An 18,853-nucleotide genomic window follows, 5' to 3' on the forward strand; every position below is an offset into this window, starting at 1 on the left:
GTCAGACCGTGACGGGCTCGAGCGCCTGCGCGACCAATCGCTCCAGGGTGCGCATCCCGTCGCGCGACAGAATCGACTCCAGATGACCCTGCACCGACGCGAAGCCGGGGCCGCGCAGCGCGTAGACATCGCCCGACACGGGTGAAGCCGCGACTTCGGCGACACCGACCCGAGTGGTTCCGGGGGTCGTCCGCGCGGTGAACGTGTTGTAGAAGCCGATGGATGCCGGTTCGCCGAATACGTCGACCTCGAACTGCACTCCCTGGTGGGGGCGGTCGAGCGGAACCAGATCGATTCCGAGCCGATCGGCGAGGATCTGATGGCTGAGGCACACCGCGAGCAGCGGCCGCCCCGCGGTGAGCCGCTGCGCGACGACGCCGCGCATGTGGCGGATGCGGGCGCTCGCGTCGTCGCGCGGGTCACCTGGACCCGGGCCCGAGATCACCAGGTCGGCGGCGTCGAGCACGGCGGCGTCCGCATCCGCCCACGGCACGATCGCGACGTCGAGCCCGAGGTGACGCAGCTGGTGCGCCAGCATCGTGGTGAACCGGTCCTCGGCGTCGACCACGACCGCGGTGCGACCGGCGAACGGGCCGTCGCTGTCGCCGCCCTGCGGGTTGAGCCAGAACGCGGCCAGGCGCGAGTTCCGCGATTGCAGCAGCACCGCGATCTCCGGATCGTCCGCGAGCGGAGCGCGCTCGATGACCGGAGCGTCCGGGTCGGCGGCGGGCACGGTGTCGCGAGGGACCGCCCCGATCGCGCCCAGCACGCCCGCGGCCTTGCCGTGCGTCTCGCCGACCTCGCCGGCGGGGTCGGAGTGGCGCACGAGGGTCGCGCCGACCGGAACACGGAGTCGACCGTCCTGCAGGTACGCCGTGCGGATCAGGATCGGCGCGTCCAGGTCGTGCGTGACGCCCTCGGTGGCGCCGTTCGGGGTGAAGAGCGCGGCCACGCCGGAGTAGTACCCGCGTGGTGAGGTCTCGTGCCGGGCGATCACGGTGCAGGCGTTCTGCATAGGCGAGCCCGTGACGGTCGGCGCGAACATCGTCTCGCGCAGGATGTCGCGGGGATCCAGCTGCGACCGCCCGCGCAGCATGTACTCGGTGTGGGTGAGGCGCGACATCTCCTTCAGATGCGGGCCGGTGATGCGTCCGCCGTCGGAGCAGACGGCGCTCATCATTTTCAGTTCCTCGTCGACGACCATGAAGAGCTCCTCGGTCTCCTTGGTGGACTCGAGGAACGTCCGCAGCGTGTCGACGGTTGCGCCGCCCGCCGGGTGCCGGAAGGTGCCGGAGATGGGGTTCATCGTGACGACGCCGCTCTGCGCGCTCACGTGCGCCTCGGGACTCGCGCCGACGGCGACGTGTCCTTCGGTGACCACCGCGAACGTCCAGTACGCGCCGCGCTCCTGCGCGAGAAGTGCGCGGAACCAGGTGAGCGCCGCGACCCGCTCGTCTGCGGCGACGGATGCGGTGAAGTCGCGCCGGATGACGAAGTTCGCGCCCTCGCCGCGCCCGATCTCATCGGCGATCACGGTGCGCACGATGTCGGCGTACTCGTCGTCGCTGATGTCGAAGCCCGGGTCGCCGAGCGGAAGCGGCGCGGTCGGAAGCGCCTCGAGCGCGTCCGCACGGGAGACGCGCTCGTGCCCCGTGACGACGAGGCAGCGGAGCGGGGCGCCGTCGTCGTGGCAGACGAAACCGCGCTCGCGCACCTGGCGGTACGGAACGAGCGCGAGCACCTCGCGAGCGGTGCCGTCCGCATCCAGCAACGGGATGTCGGCGAGCAGCTCGACGTCGACGACGTCGCCGGTGAGCACTTCGACCCACGCGTCGTCGCGGGCGATCAGCGCGAACGGCGCGTCGGCGGCAGCCAGCGAGGAGAAGAGGTCCGCAGCGGTAGCGGTCATGGTCGATCCTTTATCGGGGGAGCGGCAGCCTCACGAAAAAAGGACCGCTCATCAGCGGTCCGTGTCGCACGCGCGCACACCGCCTAGACGGTGAGCCACCAGGAGCGGTTCGCGAGCATGGGGCTGAAATTACCACACGGAGCCGAGCATCCGGCGCCGCGCATTCGGGCCCGGCCCGAACGCGGCGGCGTAGGCTGAGTGCGTGCCAGCCGTGAACCTCGGGATGCCGCGCATCCCGGAAACCCTCGCCCCGCGCCGGAAGAGTCGGCAGATCCGCGTCGGCAAAGTGCTGGTGGGCGGCGATGCGCCGGTCAGCGTCCAGTCGATGACGACGACGAAGACCACCGACATCAACGCGACCCTTCAGCAGATCGCCGAGCTGACGGCCAGCGGCTGCGAGATCGTGCGCGTCGCGGTACCGAGCCAGGATGACGCGGATGTGCTGCACATCATCGCGAAGAAGAGCCAGATCCCGGTCATCGCCGACATCCATTTCCAGCCGAAGTACGTCTTCCAGGCGATCGACGCGGGCTGCGCGGCCGTGCGAGTGAACCCCGGCAACATTCGCCAGTTCGACGACAAGGTCGGCGATATCGCCGCCGCCGCCAAGGCCGCCGGAGTCTCGCTCCGCATCGGCGTCAACGCGGGTTCGCTGGATCGACGTCTGCTGGAGAAGTACGGCAAGGCGACCGCGGAGGCCCTCGCGGAAAGCGCCGTCTGGGAGGCGTCCCTCTTCGAGGAGCACGACTTCCACGACTTCAAGATCTCGGTCAAGCACAACGACCCCGTCGTCATGGTGAAGGCATATCGGCTGCTCGCCGAACGAGGGGACTGGCCGCTGCACCTCGGTGTGACCGAGGCGGGTCCCGCGTTCCAGGGCACGATCAAATCCGCGACGGCGTTCGGCATCCTGCTCTCCGAGGGGATCGGCGACACCATCCGCGTCTCGCTGTCGGCGCCGCCGGCGGAAGAGGTGAAGGTCGGCCACCAGATCCTGCAGTCGCTGAACCTTCGCGAGCGCAAGCTCGAGATCGTCTCCTGCCCGTCGTGCGGGCGTGCGCAGGTCGACGTGTACTCGCTGGCCGACAACGTCACCGAGGGGCTCAAGGACATGACCGTCCCGCTGCGCGTCGCCGTCATGGGCTGTGTCGTGAACGGACCGGGCGAGGCCCGCGACGCCGACCTCGGAGTCGCGAGCGGCAACGGCAAGGGGCAGATCTTCGTCAAGGGCGAGGTCGTGAAGACGGTGCCCGAGGCCGATATCGTCGCGACTCTGATCGCGGAGGCGAACCGTCTCGCCGCCGAGATGGGTCCGAATGCCCCCCTCGGCACCGCGCAGGTCGTCACCGCCTGACCCGCGGCGCGCGCCACTTCTCCGCGCGCTCTCCGGCCGCATCCGGCTCGCGCGCCACTTTTCTGTGCGCGCGCTTCCGATCTGTGGCGCGGCAGCAGAAAAGAGGCGCGCGCCGGATGCGGGGTGCGAGGGTGATCGTGCCACGGGGAGCGACGTGGCCTGCGGGGCGCGGTGTCCGCATCCGCTAGCGTCGGGGTTCTCATGACCGGCACTCCTCGTCCTTCCGCGACCCGCCCGATCGTCGCGGGAATCGTGACGGCGCTTGTCGGCGTCACCAGTACCTTCGCGGTCGTGCTCACGGGTCTGGGGGCGGTGGGGGCGACTCCGGCGCAGGCGGCGAGCGGCCTGCTGGTGCTGTGCCTCACGATGGGGCTCGCCTCGATCTTCCTCGCCTGGCGTTACCGGATGCCGATCACCGTGGCCTGGTCGACTCCGGGCGCCGCGGTGCTCGCGACGACCGGGCTGGTCGACGGTGGCTGGTCGGCAGCCGTCGGGGCGTTCTTGCTCAGCGCGGGCCTCATCCTGCTGACCGCCCTGTGGCCGCGGCTCGGCGCGTTGATCGCGCGCATCCCGCCGTCGATCGCGCAGGCGATGCTGGCAGGCGTGCTGCTGCCGTTGTGCGTCGCCCCGGTGACCGGGCTCGTGACCCAGCCGTGGGCCGTGGCGCCGGTCGTGGTCGTCTGGCTCGCCTGCATCCGCTGGGCGCCGCGCTGGGCGGTGCCGTTGGCCTTCGTCGCGGCGGCTACCGTCGTCGGCGTGTACGCGGTGTCGACCGGCGGGCACGCGGAGGCGACGTCTCTCGTTCCGAGCCTGCAGTTCACCGCGCCGACGCTGTCGTGGGGTGCGGTGCTCGGCATCGCGCTGCCGCTGTTCCTTGTGACGATGGCCTCGCAGAACGTCCCCGGCGTCGCGATCATGCGGAGTTTCGGCTACGAGGTTCCGTGGCGGCCCGCGATGCTCGCGACCGGGATCGGGACCGCGCTCGGTGCATCCGCCGGCGGACACGCGATCAACCTGGCCGCGATCAGTGCTGCGCTGGCCGCCGCCCCCGATGCGGAACCGGATCCGCGGCGGCGCTGGATCGCGGGCGTCTCGACGGGGGTGTCGGGGATCGTGCTCGGCGGGCTGTCGGCGGCGCTGGTGGCGCTCGTGGTGGTGGCGCCCGAGGCGCTCATCCCCGCTGTCGCCGGAATCGCGCTGTTCGGCGCGTTCGGTGCGGCCGTGCAGCAGGCCATCGATGACCCCGGCGAACGGCTTCCGGCGGTCGTGACCTTTCTGGTGGCGGCATCGGGCATCGCCGTGTTCGGCGTCGGCGCGGCGTTCTGGGCTCTGCTGGCCGGACTCCTCGTGCGCGCCGTGACCCACCGCCGCACCTGACGCTGCCTCCCGTCGATCGGGACCCTGCCCCGGCGGCCCCCGCCCGGCCGCAACTGCCTGGCGCCCGTCGCCCAGCCGCAGCTGCCGGCGCCGGTCGCCCGGCTGCAGCTGCCGGCGCCGGTCGCCCGGCTGCAGCTGCCGGCGCCCCGACCCTTCGCCCGTCCCCTCCCGCCGCCCGGAGCGCCGATCTGCTCCGCAGTCGTCGGATCGCTGGGGCTGATGTGCACGCGTGGGGCGGGTGAGGTGGCGAAAGCTCTGCCGCTCCGACGACTGCGGAGCAGATGAACGCGATCGCGGGCTGGTGAGCATTGGCGGCCTGCTGCGGCGGACACCGAGCGGCCGCCGCGGCGGTGTCTGCGACCGCGGCGAACAGCGGCTGACACTGCGGCGCCCGCTGCATCCGTAGACTTGACGATCGTGGTCACTCGTCTGTCGCAGTACTTCCTCCGCACGCTCCGTGAAGACCCCTCCGACGCGGAGGTGGCGAGCCATCGCCTGCTCGTGCGCGCGGGCTACATCCGCCGCCAGGCGCCGGGCGTGTTCGCCTGGCTACCGCTGGGCCTGCGGGTGAAGGGGAAGATCGAGCAGATCGTCCGCGAGGAGATGGCGAACGCGGGTGCGTTCGAAGTGCACTTCCCGGCGCTCCTGCCCCGGGAGCCCTACGAGGTCACCGGGCGCTGGGAGGAGTACGGCGACGCACTCTTCCGCCTGCAGGACCGCAAGGGCGCCGACTACCTCCTCGCGCCGACCCACGAAGAGGTCTTCACGCTGCTCGTGAAGGACCTGTACTCGTCGTACAAGGACCTGCCCCTCACGATCTACCAGATCCAGGACAAGTACCGCGACGAGGCGCGTCCCCGCGCGGGCCTGCTGCGCGGGCGCGAGTTCACGATGAAGGACGCGTACTCCTTCGACGCGAGCGACGCAGGACTCGAGGCGTCGTACCAGGCGCAGCGCGACGCGTACGAGCGGATCTTCCAGCGACTCGGCCTCGAGTACGTGATCGTGCAGGCGGATGCGGGCGCCATGGGTGGTTCGCGTTCGGAGGAGTTCCTGCACCCCACCGCGGTCGGCGAAGACACCTTCGTGCGTTCCGACGGCGGGTACGCCGCGAACGTCGAGGCGTTCACGACCCTGGTGCCGGATTCCGTTCCGTTCGACGGCCTGCCTGACCCGGTCATCTTCGATTCGCCGAACACGCCCACCATCGCCAGTCTCGTCGCGCACAGCAATGAGGTGCTCGAGGGGGAGTACACCGCGGCCGACACGTTGAAGAACGTCGTGCTCGCCCTGACCCACCTCGACGGCACGCGGGAGCTCGTCGTCGTCGGACTCCCGGGCGACCGGGACGTCGACGACAAGCGGGTAGAAGTCGCGTTCGCACCCGCCGCGGTCGAGCCCGCGACCGAAGCGGACTTCGCGAAGAACCCGCTGCTCGTGAAGGGCTACATCGGTCCGTGGTCGCCGACCGGCGCGGTGCTCGGCGAAGAGTCCGCGACCGGCATCCGCTACGTCCTCGACCCGCGCGTGGTCGACGGCACGTCGTGGATCAGCGGCGCGAACATCGACCAGAAGCACGTGCACTCGCTCGTTGCCGGTCGGGACTTCGTCGCCGACGGGTTCGTCGAGGTCGCGACCGTGCGACCCGGCGACCCGGCGCCCGACGGATCGGGTCCGGTCTCGCTTGCTCGGGGCATGGAGATCGGACACGTCTTCCAGCTCGGACGCAAGTACGCCGAAGCGCTGGGGCTGAAGGTGCTCGACGAGAACGGCAAGCTTGTCACGGTCACGATGGGCTCGTACGGCATCGGCGTGACCCGCATCCTCGCGATCATCGCGGAGCTGAACAACGACGCCAAGGGCCTCATCTGGCCGGAATCGGTGACCCCCTTCGACGTCCACGTGGTCGCCGCGGGCCGGGATGCTGTCGCCTTCGAGGTGGCTGCGACCCTCAGCGAGCAGCTGGAGGCCACAGGCCTGGACGTGCTCTACGACGACCGCCCCAAGGTGTCGCCGGGCGTGAAGTTCGGCGACGCCGAGCTGGTCGGCGTGCCCTGGATCGTCATCGTCGGCCGCGGTGCCGCCGACGGCCAGGTGGAGCTGTGGGACCGGCGTTCGGGTGAGCGCGACACGGTCGCCCTCGCCGACGTCGTGGAGCGCCTCCGCCGCTGACCGCTGCGCCGCGCTCCTGGCCGGTGCGCGGCGTGCCCGACCCGGTGGTTCACGCCTCCGGGTCGGTGCTCCCCGAGATCCACGGCGGGCCGATCGGAATCACCCGGCGGTGCATCGTGCGCCAGCAGAATTTTTCGGCCAGCAGGTAGAGCGCGAGCGCGGATGCGGCCAGAAGCGTGAGCGACCCGGCGACGGCGAGTGCCTCCACACCGGTGAAAGCGGCCGCCGACTGCAGTCCGAGGCCGACGGAGACGCACAGCAGCGTCACCGGGAGCACCGAGTTGTGCATCGCCCCGGCCGGCGCGAAGCCGAGCGCGAGCAACGCGAAGATCAGCGCGAACACGCCGCGGGCCTGCGCCGTCACCTCGAAGAAGCCCAGCTCCTCACCGAGCAGGAAACCGGGAACGACGATCCAGTACCAGCCGAACGCGTTGTAGACGATGAAGTGGAAGTCGTCGCCGACGAAGTACGACAGCATCCCGGCCGTCACCTGCACGATTCCGCCGAACGCGGCGCCGATCCAGAAGACGGCGCTCTCGTCCTGCAGGCCGAGATGGGCGAGCTGTGCCGTCACCGTGGCGATGACGAAGCCGAGCAGGCCGATGAGGCCGGGATCGGCGGGCTGGAACGGGTACCCGCGCAGGCTGGCGGATGCGGAGGTCTCACTCGATTCGGGGGGCACCCGTCCAGCTTGGCCGATGCCGCCGCGACTGTCTCGATCGGACGCCGGTGAAATTTCCGACGCGGCGTCGGGGCGGGGGTGGGGGAACCGTCACCGAGGCACCCTACAGGCGCGCGAATCGCGCGCGGAACCCGCAGAAGATGCCGTAGGCGATGAACCCGACGCCCACCCCCGCGATGATCCACGGCCCGAACGGAAGCTCGCGGAGAGCGCTGATGGCCCCGTCGAGCCCCCCGGCCTCCTCCGGAGAGACACGGACGGCAGCGACGACGAGGAGAACACCGACCGCCGCGAGGGCGACGCCCTTCGCGGCGTACCCGATGCTGCCGAGCATCATGATCGCGCGCCCGGCCGGACCCGCGGGGAGCGCAAGCTTCTTGCGGAAGCTACGTCGGATGCCGATCACGACGAACGCGACTCCGGCACCCCCGATCGCGAGCCCCGCGGCGCCCAGGAGGAACGACCCGCCGGGGAGCGACAGGACGCCGCCGCTGGCCGATTGCGCGCTGCTCTCGCTGTCGGGGCGGGATCCGAGCGCCACGGTGACCGACACGGCTGCGAGCGCGAGGTAGACCGCGGCCCGACCCGCTTCGGAGAGCCGGGCGACCCACCGCCGCGTGTCGCTCGATCCCTGCGCGATCACGGCCCCCGCCACGTGCCACACGCCCAGAGCGCCGAGCGCGACCGCCAGAACCCAGAGGGCGAGAAATCCTGCGGGCGCATCGGCGATCGCCTTGAAGGCGCCCGCCTGATCGCTCTCGCCGTCTCCGCCCGCGGCGATCGCCACGACGATCACCCCGATCAACGCGTGCACGACGCCGTTGGCCGCATATCCCGTCCGCGCGAGAGCGCGGAACGCCGTGCTGTCTGTCGCGGCTCGCGCCGCACCCTTCGCCACCGTCATGGGGGCACTCTACGGCGGGCCCCGGACGGCGCGGACGGGCGGCCGGTGCTGCCTAGAATGTGCGGATGCCCGAGAGCCCGACGCGCCCGCGGCGCTCGCTGCGGTTGAGCGCCCTGCCGGGCCTCGTCGCGGCCGCCCCGCCGCGCGTGACCGTGCTGCTCGGCGTCATCATCGTGGCGCTCGGCGCGCTCATCGTCATCCGGCCGCTGACATCGCTCGTCCTCCTCGGCGTCTACGTCGGCGCCAGCGCGATCGTGTCGGGCGTTCTCGAACTCGCTCCCCGCCGCGCTCCCTCGTGGTGGGCGCGGGCGTTGGCCATTGCGTGGATCGCCGGAGGCCTCGTCATCCTCGTCTGGCTCGGACGCAGCATCGAGTTGCTGCCTCCCGCTCTCGCGCTTCTGCTGATCGTGGGTGGGCTGGCCTCCTTGGGCGAGGCGATGGCCGGCGGAGTGCGGAGCGCGCGGGTTCTCGCGGTCGCGTGGGGCGGTGCGCAGATCGCTTTCGGCGCGCTCTCGCTGACCTGGCCGGATCTGACGCTGCTGGTGGTGGCCGTGGTCTTCGGGGTGCGAACCGTGATCTTTGGCGTGACGCTTCTGGTTCGCGGCATCGGGGCGATTCGCACGGGGCGATCCGGGGCGACGGATGCGCCGGACCGCCCGTCCGACCGTGTGCGCTGGGGGACCGCGCTCGGGCGTTACGCGCTGTCGCTCGTGCTCGTGCTCGGCGTCGTCGGCGGCGTCGGGCTCGATGACTGGCTCAGCGACGGCGCGCCGGTCGTCGACGGCTTCTACGACCCGCCCGACACCCTGCCGAGCGGGCACGGCCGCCTCATCCGCACCGGCGACTACCTCGGGCGTGAACCCGCCCGCGGAACGGTGAGCCGCATCCTGTACACGACCGAGGACGCGCGCGGTCGCCCGGCCGCCGGCAGCGGCATGGTGATCGTCCCGAAGGACCCGCCGCCCGGCCCGCGTCCGGTGCTGATCTGGAACCACGGCACGACGGGCGTCGCACGGGGCTGTGCGCCGAGCCTCGCGGATGGCACGGCGACGAAGTGGGCGATTCCGGACCTCGAACGGATGCTGGCGCGCGGGTGGGTCGTCGTCGCGCCCGACTACAGCGGCCAGGGCGCACCGGGGGACTTCCCGTACCTGATCGGTACGGGCGAGGCCCGGTCGGCGCTCGACGCGGTGCTCGCGGCGGGCGAGATCGACGACCTCGTGCTCTCACCCCAGACCGTGGTGTGGGGTCATTCCCAGGGAGGCCACGCCGCGCTCTGGACGACGCAGATCGCCCCGGAGTACACGCCCGGCATCGACATCCTGGGCACGGCGGCCCTCGCGCCGGCGGCCGACCCTGCAGAGCTCGCCCAGGAGCTCACGTCCGGCGATGCCGGAGCCATGCTCACGGTGCTCGTCGCGTGGGTGCTGGTGCCCTACGCCGACACCTACCCCGACGTCGAGCTCAACGACTACGTCGCGACGGGTGCGCGTCCGATCGTGCGGGAGATGACGCAACGCTGTCTGAGCGAACCGGGTGTGATGGTGTCGGCCCTCACCGCGCTGGGACTGAGCGAGGACAGCCCGTTCGACACCGGCAACCTGACGACCGGCGCGCTCGGGCGACGGCTGGAGGAGAACGTGCCGACGGGGCCGTGGGGCACGCCGATCCTGGTCGCCTGGGGCACCCGCGACGAGGTCATCCCGATCACCGCTCAGCAGCGCCTCGTGCAAGAACTGTGCAGCCAAGGCGAGCGGGTGCGGGCGGTTCCGGTGCCGCGCCGGGGGCACCAGGACATGCTGCAGCCGAAGTCGGCGCTGCTCCACGATCTTGCCCGCTGGACGAACACTCTGCTGCTCGCCGAAGTGCCGCCCGCATCCGTCGTCGACGACTGCGCTCGCTGAGCGGAGCGCCAGCTGAGTGCTGCCGGCATCGGGTAACGTAGACGGGATGCGGACGCTCTGAGCCCCGCGAAGATCTGAATATGGAGGGCACCGTGGATATCGATCTCGGACTGCTGCGCACTGTGGAACGCGAGCGGGAGATCCCCTTCGAGGAACTCGTCTCGATCATCGAGCAGGCGATTCTGACCGCCTACGCCAAGCACACCTCGCCCGACGGCGAACTGCCGGCCGGTGCGCGTGCGCACCTCGACCGGAAGACCGGTCATGTCGCCGTGTTCGTGCCCCTTCTCGACGAAGAGGGTGCGGTCGTCGGTGAGGAGGAGAGCGCCCCGGACGACTTCGGCCGGATCGCCGCGTTCGCCGCGAAGCAGGTCATCAACCAGCGTTTGCGCGACATCGCCGACGACGCCGTTCTGGGCGAGTTCCGCGGCAAGGAGGGCGACATCGTCGCCGGCGTGATCCAGCAGGGTCCGAACCCCCGGATGGTGCACGTCGATCTCGGTTCGGTCGAGGCGATCCTGCCTCCCGAAGAGCAGGTCCCGGGCGAGAACTACACGCACGGCACCCGCATCCGCGTGTACGTCACGTCGGTGTCCAAGGGCACCAAGGGTCCGCAGATCACCGTCTCGCGCACGCACCCGGGCCTCGTTCGGAAGCTCTTCGCGCTCGAGGTGCCGGAGATCGCATCCGGCGTCGTGGAGATCGTGTCGCTGGCCCGCGAGGCCGGCCACCGCACCAAGATGGCCGTGCGCACCGACGACAGCTCCATCAACGCCAAGGGCGCCTGCATCGGCGAGCTCGGGCGCCGCGTGCGCGCCGTGACCGAAGAGCTCGGCGGCGAGAAGATCGACATCGTCGACTACAACAGTGAACTGGCAGCCTTCGTCGCCAACGCGCTGTCGCCCGCGAAGGTCACCTCCTCGTTCATCCTCGACGCGTCCACCAAGGCCGTCCGCGCCCTCGTGCCGGACTATCAGCTGTCGCTCGCGATCGGAAAAGAGGGGCAGAACGCTCGTCTCGCCGCGAAGCTCACGGGCGCGAAGATCGACATCCAGCCCGACAGCATCCTCGAAGGCTGATCCGCGTCCTCGCGACGACCGGTGTAGGATGGAACCCGTACGAACGTGCGTCGGATGCCGCACGCGTGCCTCCCGGAACGATCTCCTTCGAGTGATCGCCATCGATTCCCTCCTCGTCCCCGACGAGCGAGCGTCGATGCCGGGGCGGGGCGCGTGGGTGCACGAGACGCGGGAGTGCATGGAAGCCGCCATCCGGCGACGTGCCTTCGTGCGGGCATTGCGCGTGTCAGGTCCCCTTGACACCCAGACCATCGAGAAACGGCTGAACGGCTATGGACGAAAAGTGAACGGCTCGAAATGAGACCCGTCCGCGACTAACGGTCTGCCCTGTCTTGGGGTAGGCCCTCAGACAGGAGAATTGTGGCAAAACCACGCGTGCACGAAATTGCTTCCGAGCTCGGCGTCGACAGTAAAGTCGCCCTCGCGAAGCTGAAGGAGCTCGGCGAATTCGTCAAGAGCCCCTCATCCACCATCGAGCCCCCCGTGGCTCGCAAGCTCCGCGCCGCCCTCGAGGCGGAGGGCGCAGCATCCGGCGGGTCCGCTCCCGCCGCGACCTCGTCGGCACCGAAGCCGGCCTCGGGCGCACGCCCGGGTCCCGCGCGTCCCGGCCCGGCCCGCCCCAAGGCGCCCGCGCCGAGCCCCGCTCCTGCCCCGGAGCCCGCGCCGGTCGCGACTCCCGAGCCCGCTGCAGCGGCGGCACCTGCTCCCGCACCCGCGGCAGAGCCCGCGGCAGCTACTGCTCCCGCGGTCGACGCACCGACCGCCTCCGACTCCGCGAGCGACGCCCCGAAGCCGGGCGGGGCAACCCCCGCACCGCCGCGTCCGGGTGGCGCACCGCGTCCGGGTAACAACCCCTTCGCCAGCGCGCAGGGCATGGGCCAGCGTCCCGCCGGTCCGCGTCCGGGCAACAACCCGTTCGCGAGCGCGCAGGGCATGGGCCAGCGCCCGAGCCCCGGCAACATCCCGCGTCCGCAGGCTCCGCGTCCCGGCGCTCCGCGTCCGGGTGCTCCGCGTCCCGGTGGCGCAGGTCGCCCCGGTGGCGGCGGTCGTCCCGGCGCTCCGTTCCAGCAGCGTCCCGGCGGTCCCGGTCGTCCCGGCGGTGCCGGTGGCTTCCAGCGTCCCGGTGCTCCCGGTGCTGCCCCGGCCGGCGGATTCGCCGGTCGTCCCGGCGGCGGCGGCGGTCGTGGTCGTGGGCCCGGCGGTGGCACCGCGGGTGCCTTCGGTAAGGGCGGCGGCAAGTCCAAGCAGCGCAAGTCGCGGCGGGCGAAGCGGCAGGAATTCGAAATGCGGTCGGCGCCGATCGTCGGTGGCGTCAACGTCCAGAAGGGCAACGGCCAGATCATTCGGATGCGCCGCGGCGCATCGATCGCGGACTTCGCCGACAAGATCGAGGCCATCGCCGGTTACACGGTGCAGCCCGGCACGCTCGTGACCATCCTCTTCAACCTGGGGGAGATGGCGACGGCGACCGAGTCGCTCGACGAGGCCACCTTCGAGGTCCTCGGTGAGGAGCTCGGCTACAAGATCCAGATGGTCTCGCCTGAGGACGAAGACAAGGAGCTCCTCGAGGGCTTCGGTCTGAACCTCGACGCCGAGCTGGAAGCCGAAAGCGAAGACGACCTCGAGATCCGTCCGCCGGTCGTGACCGTCATGGGTCACGTCGACCACGGTAAAACGAGGCTCCTCGACGCGATCCGTCAGACGAACGTCGTGGCGGGCGAGGCCGGTGGCATCACCCAGCACATCGGTGCCTACCAGGTGTGGACCGAGCACGAGGGCATCGACCGCGCGATCACCTTCATCGACACCCCGGGTCACGAGGCGTTCACCGCCATGCGTGCACGTGGTGCCCAGGTGACCGACCTGGCGATCCTCGTGGTCGCCGCAGACGACGGCATCATGCCGCAGACGGTCGAGGCGCTCAACCACGCCCAGGCCGCCGGTGTGCCGATCGTTGTCGCGGTGAACAAGATCGACAAGCCCGACGCCAACCCGGCCAAGGTGCGCCAGCAGCTGACCGAGTACGGCCTGGTCGCCGAGGAGTACGGCGGAGACGTCATGTTCGTCGACGTGTCCGCGCGCAACAACATCAACATCCAGGAACTTCTGGATGCGGTGCTGCTGACGGCGGATGCCGGCCTCGACCTCACGGCGAACCCGAACAAGGCCGCTCGCGGTGTTGCCATCGAGGCGCGCCTCGACAAGGGCCGCGGTTCGGTTGCGACCGTCCTGATCCAGTCCGGAACGCTGCGCGTCGGTGACGCGATCGTCGCCGGCACGGCCTACGGCCGCGTCCGCGCCATGATCGATGAGAACGGCGATGCCGTCGACGAGGCCTACCCGTCGCGTCCCGTGCAGGTGCAGGGTCTGAACTCCGTGCCCCGTGCCGGTGACGTCTTCATCGTCACCGACGAGGACCGCATGGCGCGTCAGATCGCTGAGAAGCGTGAAGCTGCAGAGCGCAACGCCGCTCTGGCCAAGGCTCGCAAGCGCATCTCGCTCGAGGACTTCACCCGTGCGCTCGAAGAGGGCAAGGTCGAGTCGCTCAACCTCATCATCAAGGGCGACGTGTCCGGTGCCGTCGAGGCGCTCGAGGAGTCGCTCCTCAAGATCGAGGTCGACGATTCGGTGCAGCTGCGGATCATCCACCGCGGCGTCGGTGCGATCACCGAGTCCGACATCAACCTCGCAACGATCGACAACGCGATCGTCATCGGGTTCAACGTCCGCCCCGACACGAAGGCACGCGAGCGTGCCGCCCGCGAGGGTGTGGACGTCCGGTTCTACTCGGTCATCTACAACGCGATCGACGACGTGGAGCAGTCGCTCAAGGGCCTGCTCAAGCCGGAGTACGAAGAGATCCAGTCGGGTGTGGCCGAGATCCGCGAGGTGTTCCGTTCTTCGAAGTTCGGCAACATCGCCGGTGTCATCGTCCGCAGCGGAACGATCACGCGCAACGCCAAGGCGCGCGTCATCCGAGACGGCGTCGTGCTCGCCGATGGTCTGGCCATCGAGTCGCTGCGTCGCTTCAAGGACGACGTCACCGAGGTGCGGACGGACTTCGAGGCCGGTATCGGTCTCGGTAAGTTCAACGACATCCAGATCGGCGACGAGATCGAGACCACCGAGCTCATCGAGAAGCCGCGCGGCTGACACCGTCCGGTCGCGGCTCCGGCTGCGGTGATGGACGCCTCTTCGGCAAGAGCGGGGCCCCTACCCCGATTGCCTCAGAGGCGTCCATCACCTCCGCCTCCGCCGCGACCTCCGTTCTCATCCGGAAAAGAAACAAAGGAAAAGGTATGGCCAGCGAACGTCAGGCACGCCTCGCGGACCGCATCCGCGTGCTCATCGCGGAGCGGCTCGAAAAAGGGCTCCGCGACCCGCGGCTCGGGTTCGTCACGATCACCGATGTGCGAGTGACCGGCGACCTGCAGCACGCGTCGGTCTTCTACACGGTGCTCGGCACCGAACAGGAGCGGAACGACTCCGCCGCGGCGCTGACCGCCGCCACCGGCATGCTCCGAAGCGAGGTCGGCCGTCAGCTGGCGATCCGGCTCACGCCGACGCTCGAGTTCATCGCCGACGGCATCCCGGAGAACGCGGGCCACATCGAGCACCTCCTCCGCGAGGCGCGCGAACGCGACAAGTCCGTTGCAGGGCTCGCCGCATCCGCCGACTACGCGGGAGAAGAAGACCCCTACGTCAAGCCGCGCGAACTCGAAGACTGAGCGACGAACGCGAACGAGAACGGGGATCGGCTGCGGCCGGTCCCCGTTCTTCGTCTCGGCTGTGCATCACCGAGGTGAGCGTGCGTTACCGGGGCAGGCGCAGAATGCCGTCGGATGCCTCGGCCAGGCCATCGGCGATCAGCGAGTCGATCGCCCGATCGCGCTGAGCCTGGTCCGGCCAATCAGCGGCGACCCCGTCGATCGGGGCGGCATGGCCGTTCGCCGTCCGCAGCACCCGCAGGACTGCGCCCCGCGCCTGACGATCGCTGCCCTCGTAGCGTGCCTGTCGGCGGCGCGTGTCGCCCGTGTCGGGATACCCCGCGGCCCGCCACGCGCAGGACTGCGCGATCGGACACTCCGCGCAGCGTGGCGTGCGCGCCGTGCAGATGACGGCCCCGAGCTCCATGGTCGCGGCGTTGAAGGTCGCGGCCTCCGTGCGATCCGATGGCAGGAGCGCCGCCATCTCGTCGAGGTCCCTGCGCGCCGCCGGACCGGGCTGAGACCGCCCGCCGATCACGCGAGCGATGACGCGCCGGGTGTTCGTATCGACCACGGGGTGGTGGTCGCCGTACGCGAAGACCGCCACCGCGCGCGCTGTGTAGTCGCCGACGCCGGTGAGGGCGAGGAGCGCCTCGACGTCGCGGGGCACGACGTTATCGTGCCGGTCCCGGATCTCGACGGCCGCCCGGTGCAACCAGAGCGCGCGCCGCGGATAGCCGAGGTTCGCCCAGTGCTGCACCGCCTCGGCCGGAGGTGCGCTGGCGAGGTCGGCGGGGGTGGGCCAGCGCGAGAGCCAGGCCTCCAGCAGTGGAACGACGCGGGCGACCGGGGTCTGCTGCAACATGAACTCGCTCACCAGCACACCCCACGCGCCGTACCCGGGTGCCCGCCAGGGCAGCGGCCGCGAGTGAGCACGGAACCAGGCGTTCAACGGGGTGACGAGATCGGACACCCCGACAGCGTATGCGCGCGAAGACGGTCGCCCGGCCGCCGTAGGCTGGGAGGATGCGCGACGAGAAGGCTGCCGCCCCGAACGGGATCCTGCTCGTCGACAAGGACGGCGCGATGACGAGCCATGACGTGGTCTCCCGCGCGCGGCGGGCACTCCAGACGCGGAAGATCGGTCATGCCGGCACGCTCGATCCCATGGCCACGGGCCTGCTCGTGCTGGGCGTTGGGCCCGCGACGCGCCTGCTCACCTACATCGTCGGCCTCGACAAGACCTACTCGGCGACCATCCGGCTGGGGGTCTCGACCGACAGTGACGACGCCGACGGCGAGGAAACCTCGCGCGCGGATCCGCAGCGTCTGGGTGCGGTGACGGATGCGGAGATCGCCGACCGCATCCGGCCCCTGACGGGCGAGATCGACCAGGTGCCGAGCATCGTGTCGGCGATCAAGGTCGCGGGGCGCCGAGCCTACGACCTCGCGCGGGCGGGGGAGGCGGTCGAGCTGACCGCACGCCGCGTCACGGTGGCGCGCTTCGATGTGCTCGAGACGCGCCGGAGCGCGGACGCGATCGACCTGGACGTGGTCGTGGACTGCACGAGCGGCACCTACATCCGGGCGCTCGCACGCGACCTGGGTGCAGCGCTCGGCACCGGCGGCCACCTCACCGCCCTGCGGCGCACGCGGATCGGTGCATTCGATGTGGCGCACGCGGCGGCCGTGTCTGCGATCGCGGAGGGCGAGCTGCTCGATCCCGTCGCGGCCGCGTCTCAGGTGATGCCTCGCCTCGACGTCACGGCGGACGAAGCCCGAGACCTGCGCCACGGAAAGCGTCTGATCGGGGCGGTCGCGCGGCTGGGCGGATCGCGCGCGGCAGCGGTCGATCCGGAGGGGCGCCTCATCGGCGTCCTCGAACGTCGCGGCGCTGATCTGAAGAGCGCCATGAACATGCCGGAGGAGCGCGCATGATCCTGTGGTTCACCCTCGTGCAGGTCGCGGTCGCGGTCGGGGCAGGTGTGCTCTGCATCGTGCTCGGCCTCGCCGGGCGTCGACCGAGCGACCTGAGCGTCGGATCTCTCGCGCTCGTCGAGGTTCTCCTCATCGCCCAGGTCGTGACGGCACTGATCGCTCCCGCGGTCGGCAACGCGGCCAGCGGCAGTCTGCTCGAGTACTGGGTCTACCTGGTGTCGGCCGTGCTGCTGCCGCCCGCCGGCGTCGCATGGGCGCTGCTGGAGCGGAGCCGGTGGAGCACCGTCATCATGGGGATCGCCGCCCTCGCCGTCGCGGTCATGACGTGGCGCATGCACGTCATCTGGACGGTTCAGCTGACCTGAGCGCCGCGATCGTCGACGGTTCGAGAGGCGCACGGTCGCCGCCGAACTAGGATGGATGCGACATGTCACAGCCCGTTCCCCGCCGCCGCATGAGCGGCATCGGCCGCGTTCTCGTCGTCGTCTACGCGATCATGGCCCTCGCCGCCACCGGCCGCTCGTTCGTGCAGATCGTGCGCGAGTTCGACGAAGCGCCCGTCGCCTACACCCTCTCCGCCGTCGCGGCGGTGGTCTACATCGTGGCCACCCTGGCGCTCGTCTTCGCCGGCCGCACGATCTGGTACCGCATCGCCTGGGCCGCCATCGGGTTCGAGCTGGTCGGCGTCCTCGTGGTCGGCACCCTGAGCCTGCTCGATCCGGCGCTGTTCCAGCATCCGACGGTCTGGTCGCTCTACGGCATCGGCTACCTCTTCATCCCGCTCATCCTGCCGTTCTTCGGACTCTGGTGGCTGTGGGCGCACCGGAGCGCCGCCCTCGCGGGGTCACCGCGATGATGGTCTTCCGCTCGCCCGATGACGTTCCCGCGGGGTTCGGGCCGTCGGTCGTCGCGATCGGCAAGTTCGACGGCGTGCACGCCGGTCATCGCGCGATCCTCGAACGAGCGAAGGTCGACGCAGCAACGCGCGGCGCGAAGGTCGTCGCCGTGACGTTCGATCGCAATCCGCTTGCGCTGCTGCGCCCCGACCGCTGTCCGACGGATCTCGTGAGCCTCCCGCAGAAGCTGCGGCTCCTGGCCGAGACCGGCATCGACGCGACTCTGGTGCTCACCTTCGACGAGCAGCTCTCCGCGCTCGCTCCCCGCGACTTCGTGGTCGACACGCTCGTGCGTCCGCTGGCCGTGTCGACCGTGCTCGTCGGCGCGGACTTCCGGTTCGGGCGCGGCGGAGCCGGCACACCCGACACCCTCCGAGAGCTGGGCGACGAGTTCGGGTTCCGTGTCGATGTCATCGACGAGGTACGCGGCATCCACGAGGGGCGCCGCGTGTCCTCGACCTGGGTACGCGAGCTGCTCGCGGCGGGCGACGTCGCATCGGCGTCGAAGCTCCTCGGCCGGCCCACATCGGTGTGGGGAGAGGTCGTGCACGGGCTCAAGCGCGGACGCGAGCTCGGGTTCCCGACGGCCAATCTCTCGCCCGCGCTGGAGGGCTTCGTGCCGGCCGACGGGGTCTACGCCGGATGGCTCGTGGATGAGGCGCCGGGGCTCCGCTCCGGCATCCGCTACCCGGCGGCCATCTCGGTCGGAACCAACCCCACCTTCGACGACGTCGCCGTCCGACAGGTCGAGGCCTACGTGCTGGACGAGACCGATCTCGACCTGTACGGCCACGAGGTCGAGGTGCAGTTCGTGCGCCGGGTGCGGGGCATGGTCGCGTTCGCCGACATCGAATCGCTCATGGTTCGGATGGCCGAAGACGTCGACGAGGTCCGCGCGATCCTCAGCCGCGCGTAGGCAGACCGCCGGTCG

General features: G+C 70.5%; 16 protein-coding genes. 12 read left to right on the plus strand and 4 right to left on the minus strand.

Going from position 1 to position 18,853, the window contains the following annotated elements:
• Position 1: 1 nt before the first annotated feature.
• Positions 2–1,909, minus strand: coding sequence for an anthranilate synthase family protein (locus LMI96_RS15355; protein ID WP_228362105.1), 1,908 nt, complete (start codon positions 1,907–1,909; stop codon positions 2–4).
• Between the two features lie 223 nt (positions 1,910–2,132).
• On the opposite strand from LMI96_RS15355, the gene ispG reads away from it, so the two are divergent.
• From ispG to LMI96_RS15370, 3 genes are all read left to right on the plus strand, one after another.
• Positions 2,133–3,263 carry a flavodoxin-dependent (E)-4-hydroxy-3-methylbut-2-enyl-diphosphate synthase gene (gene ispG, locus LMI96_RS15360; protein WP_223723488.1) on the plus strand — a complete coding sequence of 377 codons (1,131 nt, stop codon included), beginning with the start codon at positions 2,133–2,135 and terminating at the stop codon, positions 3,261–3,263.
• Positions 3,264–3,464: 201 nt separating this feature from the next.
• Complete coding sequence (locus LMI96_RS15365; protein WP_228362106.1) at positions 3,465–4,640, plus strand: benzoate/H(+) symporter BenE family transporter; 1,176 nt, start codon at positions 3,465–3,467, stop codon at positions 4,638–4,640.
• Positions 4,641–5,057: 417 nt separating this feature from the next.
• Positions 5,058–6,812 carry a proline--tRNA ligase gene (locus tag LMI96_RS15370; protein ID WP_228362107.1) on the plus strand — a complete coding sequence of 585 codons (1,755 nt, stop codon included), beginning with the start codon at positions 5,058–5,060 and terminating at the stop codon, positions 6,810–6,812.
• Between the two features lie 49 nt (positions 6,813–6,861).
• Here LMI96_RS15370 and LMI96_RS15375 read toward each other — a convergent pair whose 3' ends face one another.
• Positions 6,862–7,494, minus strand: a complete 633-nt coding sequence (locus LMI96_RS15375) for an acetate uptake transporter family protein (protein WP_223723375.1) — start codon at positions 7,492–7,494, stop codon at positions 6,862–6,864.
• A 103-nt stretch (positions 7,495–7,597) separates the two neighbouring features.
• Complete coding sequence (locus LMI96_RS15380; RefSeq protein WP_228362108.1) at positions 7,598–8,398, minus strand: DUF1206 domain-containing protein; 801 nt, start codon at positions 8,396–8,398, stop codon at positions 7,598–7,600.
• Between the two features lie 65 nt (positions 8,399–8,463).
• On the opposite strand from LMI96_RS15380, the gene LMI96_RS15385 reads away from it, so the two are divergent.
• The 5 genes from LMI96_RS15385 to rbfA all read left to right on the plus strand — a co-directional run bounded on the left by LMI96_RS15385 (position 8,464) and on the right by rbfA (position 15,109).
• Positions 8,464–10,302 carry an alpha/beta fold hydrolase gene (locus LMI96_RS15385; RefSeq protein WP_228362109.1) on the plus strand — a complete coding sequence of 613 codons (1,839 nt, stop codon included), beginning with the start codon at positions 8,464–8,466 and terminating at the stop codon, positions 10,300–10,302.
• A gap of 92 nt (positions 10,303–10,394) precedes the next feature.
• Entirely contained in the window at positions 10,395–11,381 is a 987-nt protein-coding gene (gene nusA / locus LMI96_RS15390) for a transcription termination factor NusA (RefSeq protein WP_223723489.1), read from the plus strand.
• A gap of 28 nt (positions 11,382–11,409) precedes the next feature.
• Positions 11,410–11,682: a YlxR family protein gene (locus LMI96_RS15395; protein WP_223723378.1), complete on the plus strand. Its 273-nt coding sequence runs from the start codon at positions 11,410–11,412 to the stop codon at positions 11,680–11,682.
• Positions 11,683–11,741: 59 nt separating this feature from the next.
• On the plus strand, positions 11,742–14,534 hold the full coding sequence (gene infB / locus LMI96_RS15400) for a translation initiation factor IF-2 (protein ID WP_228362110.1): 2,793 nt from the start codon (positions 11,742–11,744) through the stop codon (positions 14,532–14,534).
• A 146-nt stretch (positions 14,535–14,680) separates the two neighbouring features.
• The gene (gene rbfA / locus LMI96_RS15405) at positions 14,681–15,109 is read left to right on the plus strand and encodes a 30S ribosome-binding factor RbfA (RefSeq protein WP_223723380.1); all 429 of its coding nucleotides are present in this window, start codon (positions 14,681–14,683) and stop codon (positions 15,107–15,109) included.
• Positions 15,110–15,194: 85 nt separating this feature from the next.
• On the opposite strand, the gene LMI96_RS15410 is transcribed toward rbfA, so the two are convergent.
• A complete protein-coding gene (locus LMI96_RS15410; RefSeq protein WP_228362111.1) occupies positions 15,195–16,061 on the minus strand; it encodes an A/G-specific adenine glycosylase in 867 nt (288 codons plus the stop codon).
• A gap of 53 nt (positions 16,062–16,114) precedes the next feature.
• On the opposite strand from LMI96_RS15410, the gene truB reads away from it, so the two are divergent.
• The 4 genes from truB to LMI96_RS15430 all read left to right on the plus strand — a co-directional run bounded on the left by truB (position 16,115) and on the right by LMI96_RS15430 (position 18,838).
• Entirely contained in the window at positions 16,115–17,026 is a 912-nt protein-coding gene (gene truB / locus LMI96_RS15415) for a tRNA pseudouridine(55) synthase TruB (RefSeq protein ID WP_228362112.1), read from the plus strand.
• The gene (locus LMI96_RS15420) at positions 17,023–17,391 is read left to right on the plus strand and encodes a hypothetical protein (RefSeq protein WP_223723383.1); all 369 of its coding nucleotides are present in this window, start codon (positions 17,023–17,025) and stop codon (positions 17,389–17,391) included. Before truB ends, LMI96_RS15420 begins: the two co-directional genes overlap by 4 nt.
• Before the next feature lie 62 nt (positions 17,392–17,453).
• Entirely contained in the window at positions 17,454–17,882 is a 429-nt protein-coding gene (locus LMI96_RS15425) for a hypothetical protein (protein ID WP_228362113.1), read from the plus strand.
• Positions 17,879–18,838, plus strand: a complete 960-nt coding sequence (locus LMI96_RS15430) for a bifunctional riboflavin kinase/FAD synthetase (protein ID WP_223723490.1) — start codon at positions 17,879–17,881, stop codon at positions 18,836–18,838. Before LMI96_RS15425 ends, LMI96_RS15430 begins: the two co-directional genes overlap by 4 nt.
• Positions 18,839–18,853: the final 15 nt, after the last annotated feature.

It is taken from the genome of Microbacterium sp. cx-59, from assembly GCF_020805625.1.
Classification (GTDB): Bacteria; Actinomycetota; Actinomycetes; order Actinomycetales; family Microbacteriaceae; genus Microbacterium.

Coding starts and splice junctions, on each gene's coding strand:
- LMI96_RS15355 (WP_228362105.1), bottom strand. CDS start 1,909: ATGACCGCTACCGCTGCGGACCTCTTCTCCTCGCTGGCTGCCGCCGAC.
- ispG (WP_223723488.1), top strand. CDS start 2,133: ATGCCGCGCATCCCGGAAACCCTCGCCCCGCGCCGGAAGAGTCGGCAG.
- LMI96_RS15365 (WP_228362106.1), top strand. CDS start 3,465: ATGACCGGCACTCCTCGTCCTTCCGCGACCCGCCCGATCGTCGCGGGA.
- LMI96_RS15380 (WP_228362108.1), bottom strand. CDS start 8,398: ATGACGGTGGCGAAGGGTGCGGCGCGAGCCGCGACAGACAGCACGGCG.
- LMI96_RS15385 (WP_228362109.1), top strand. CDS start 8,464: ATGCCCGAGAGCCCGACGCGCCCGCGGCGCTCGCTGCGGTTGAGCGCC.
- LMI96_RS15395 (WP_223723378.1), top strand. CDS start 11,410: ATGGAACCCGTACGAACGTGCGTCGGATGCCGCACGCGTGCCTCCCGG.
- rbfA (WP_223723380.1), top strand. CDS start 14,681: ATGGCCAGCGAACGTCAGGCACGCCTCGCGGACCGCATCCGCGTGCTC.
- truB (WP_228362112.1), top strand. CDS start 16,115: ATGCGCGACGAGAAGGCTGCCGCCCCGAACGGGATCCTGCTCGTCGAC.
- LMI96_RS15420 (WP_223723383.1), top strand. CDS start 17,023: ATGATCCTGTGGTTCACCCTCGTGCAGGTCGCGGTCGCGGTCGGGGCA.
- LMI96_RS15425 (WP_228362113.1), top strand. CDS start 17,454: ATGTCACAGCCCGTTCCCCGCCGCCGCATGAGCGGCATCGGCCGCGTT.
- LMI96_RS15430 (WP_223723490.1), top strand. CDS start 17,879: ATGATGGTCTTCCGCTCGCCCGATGACGTTCCCGCGGGGTTCGGGCCG.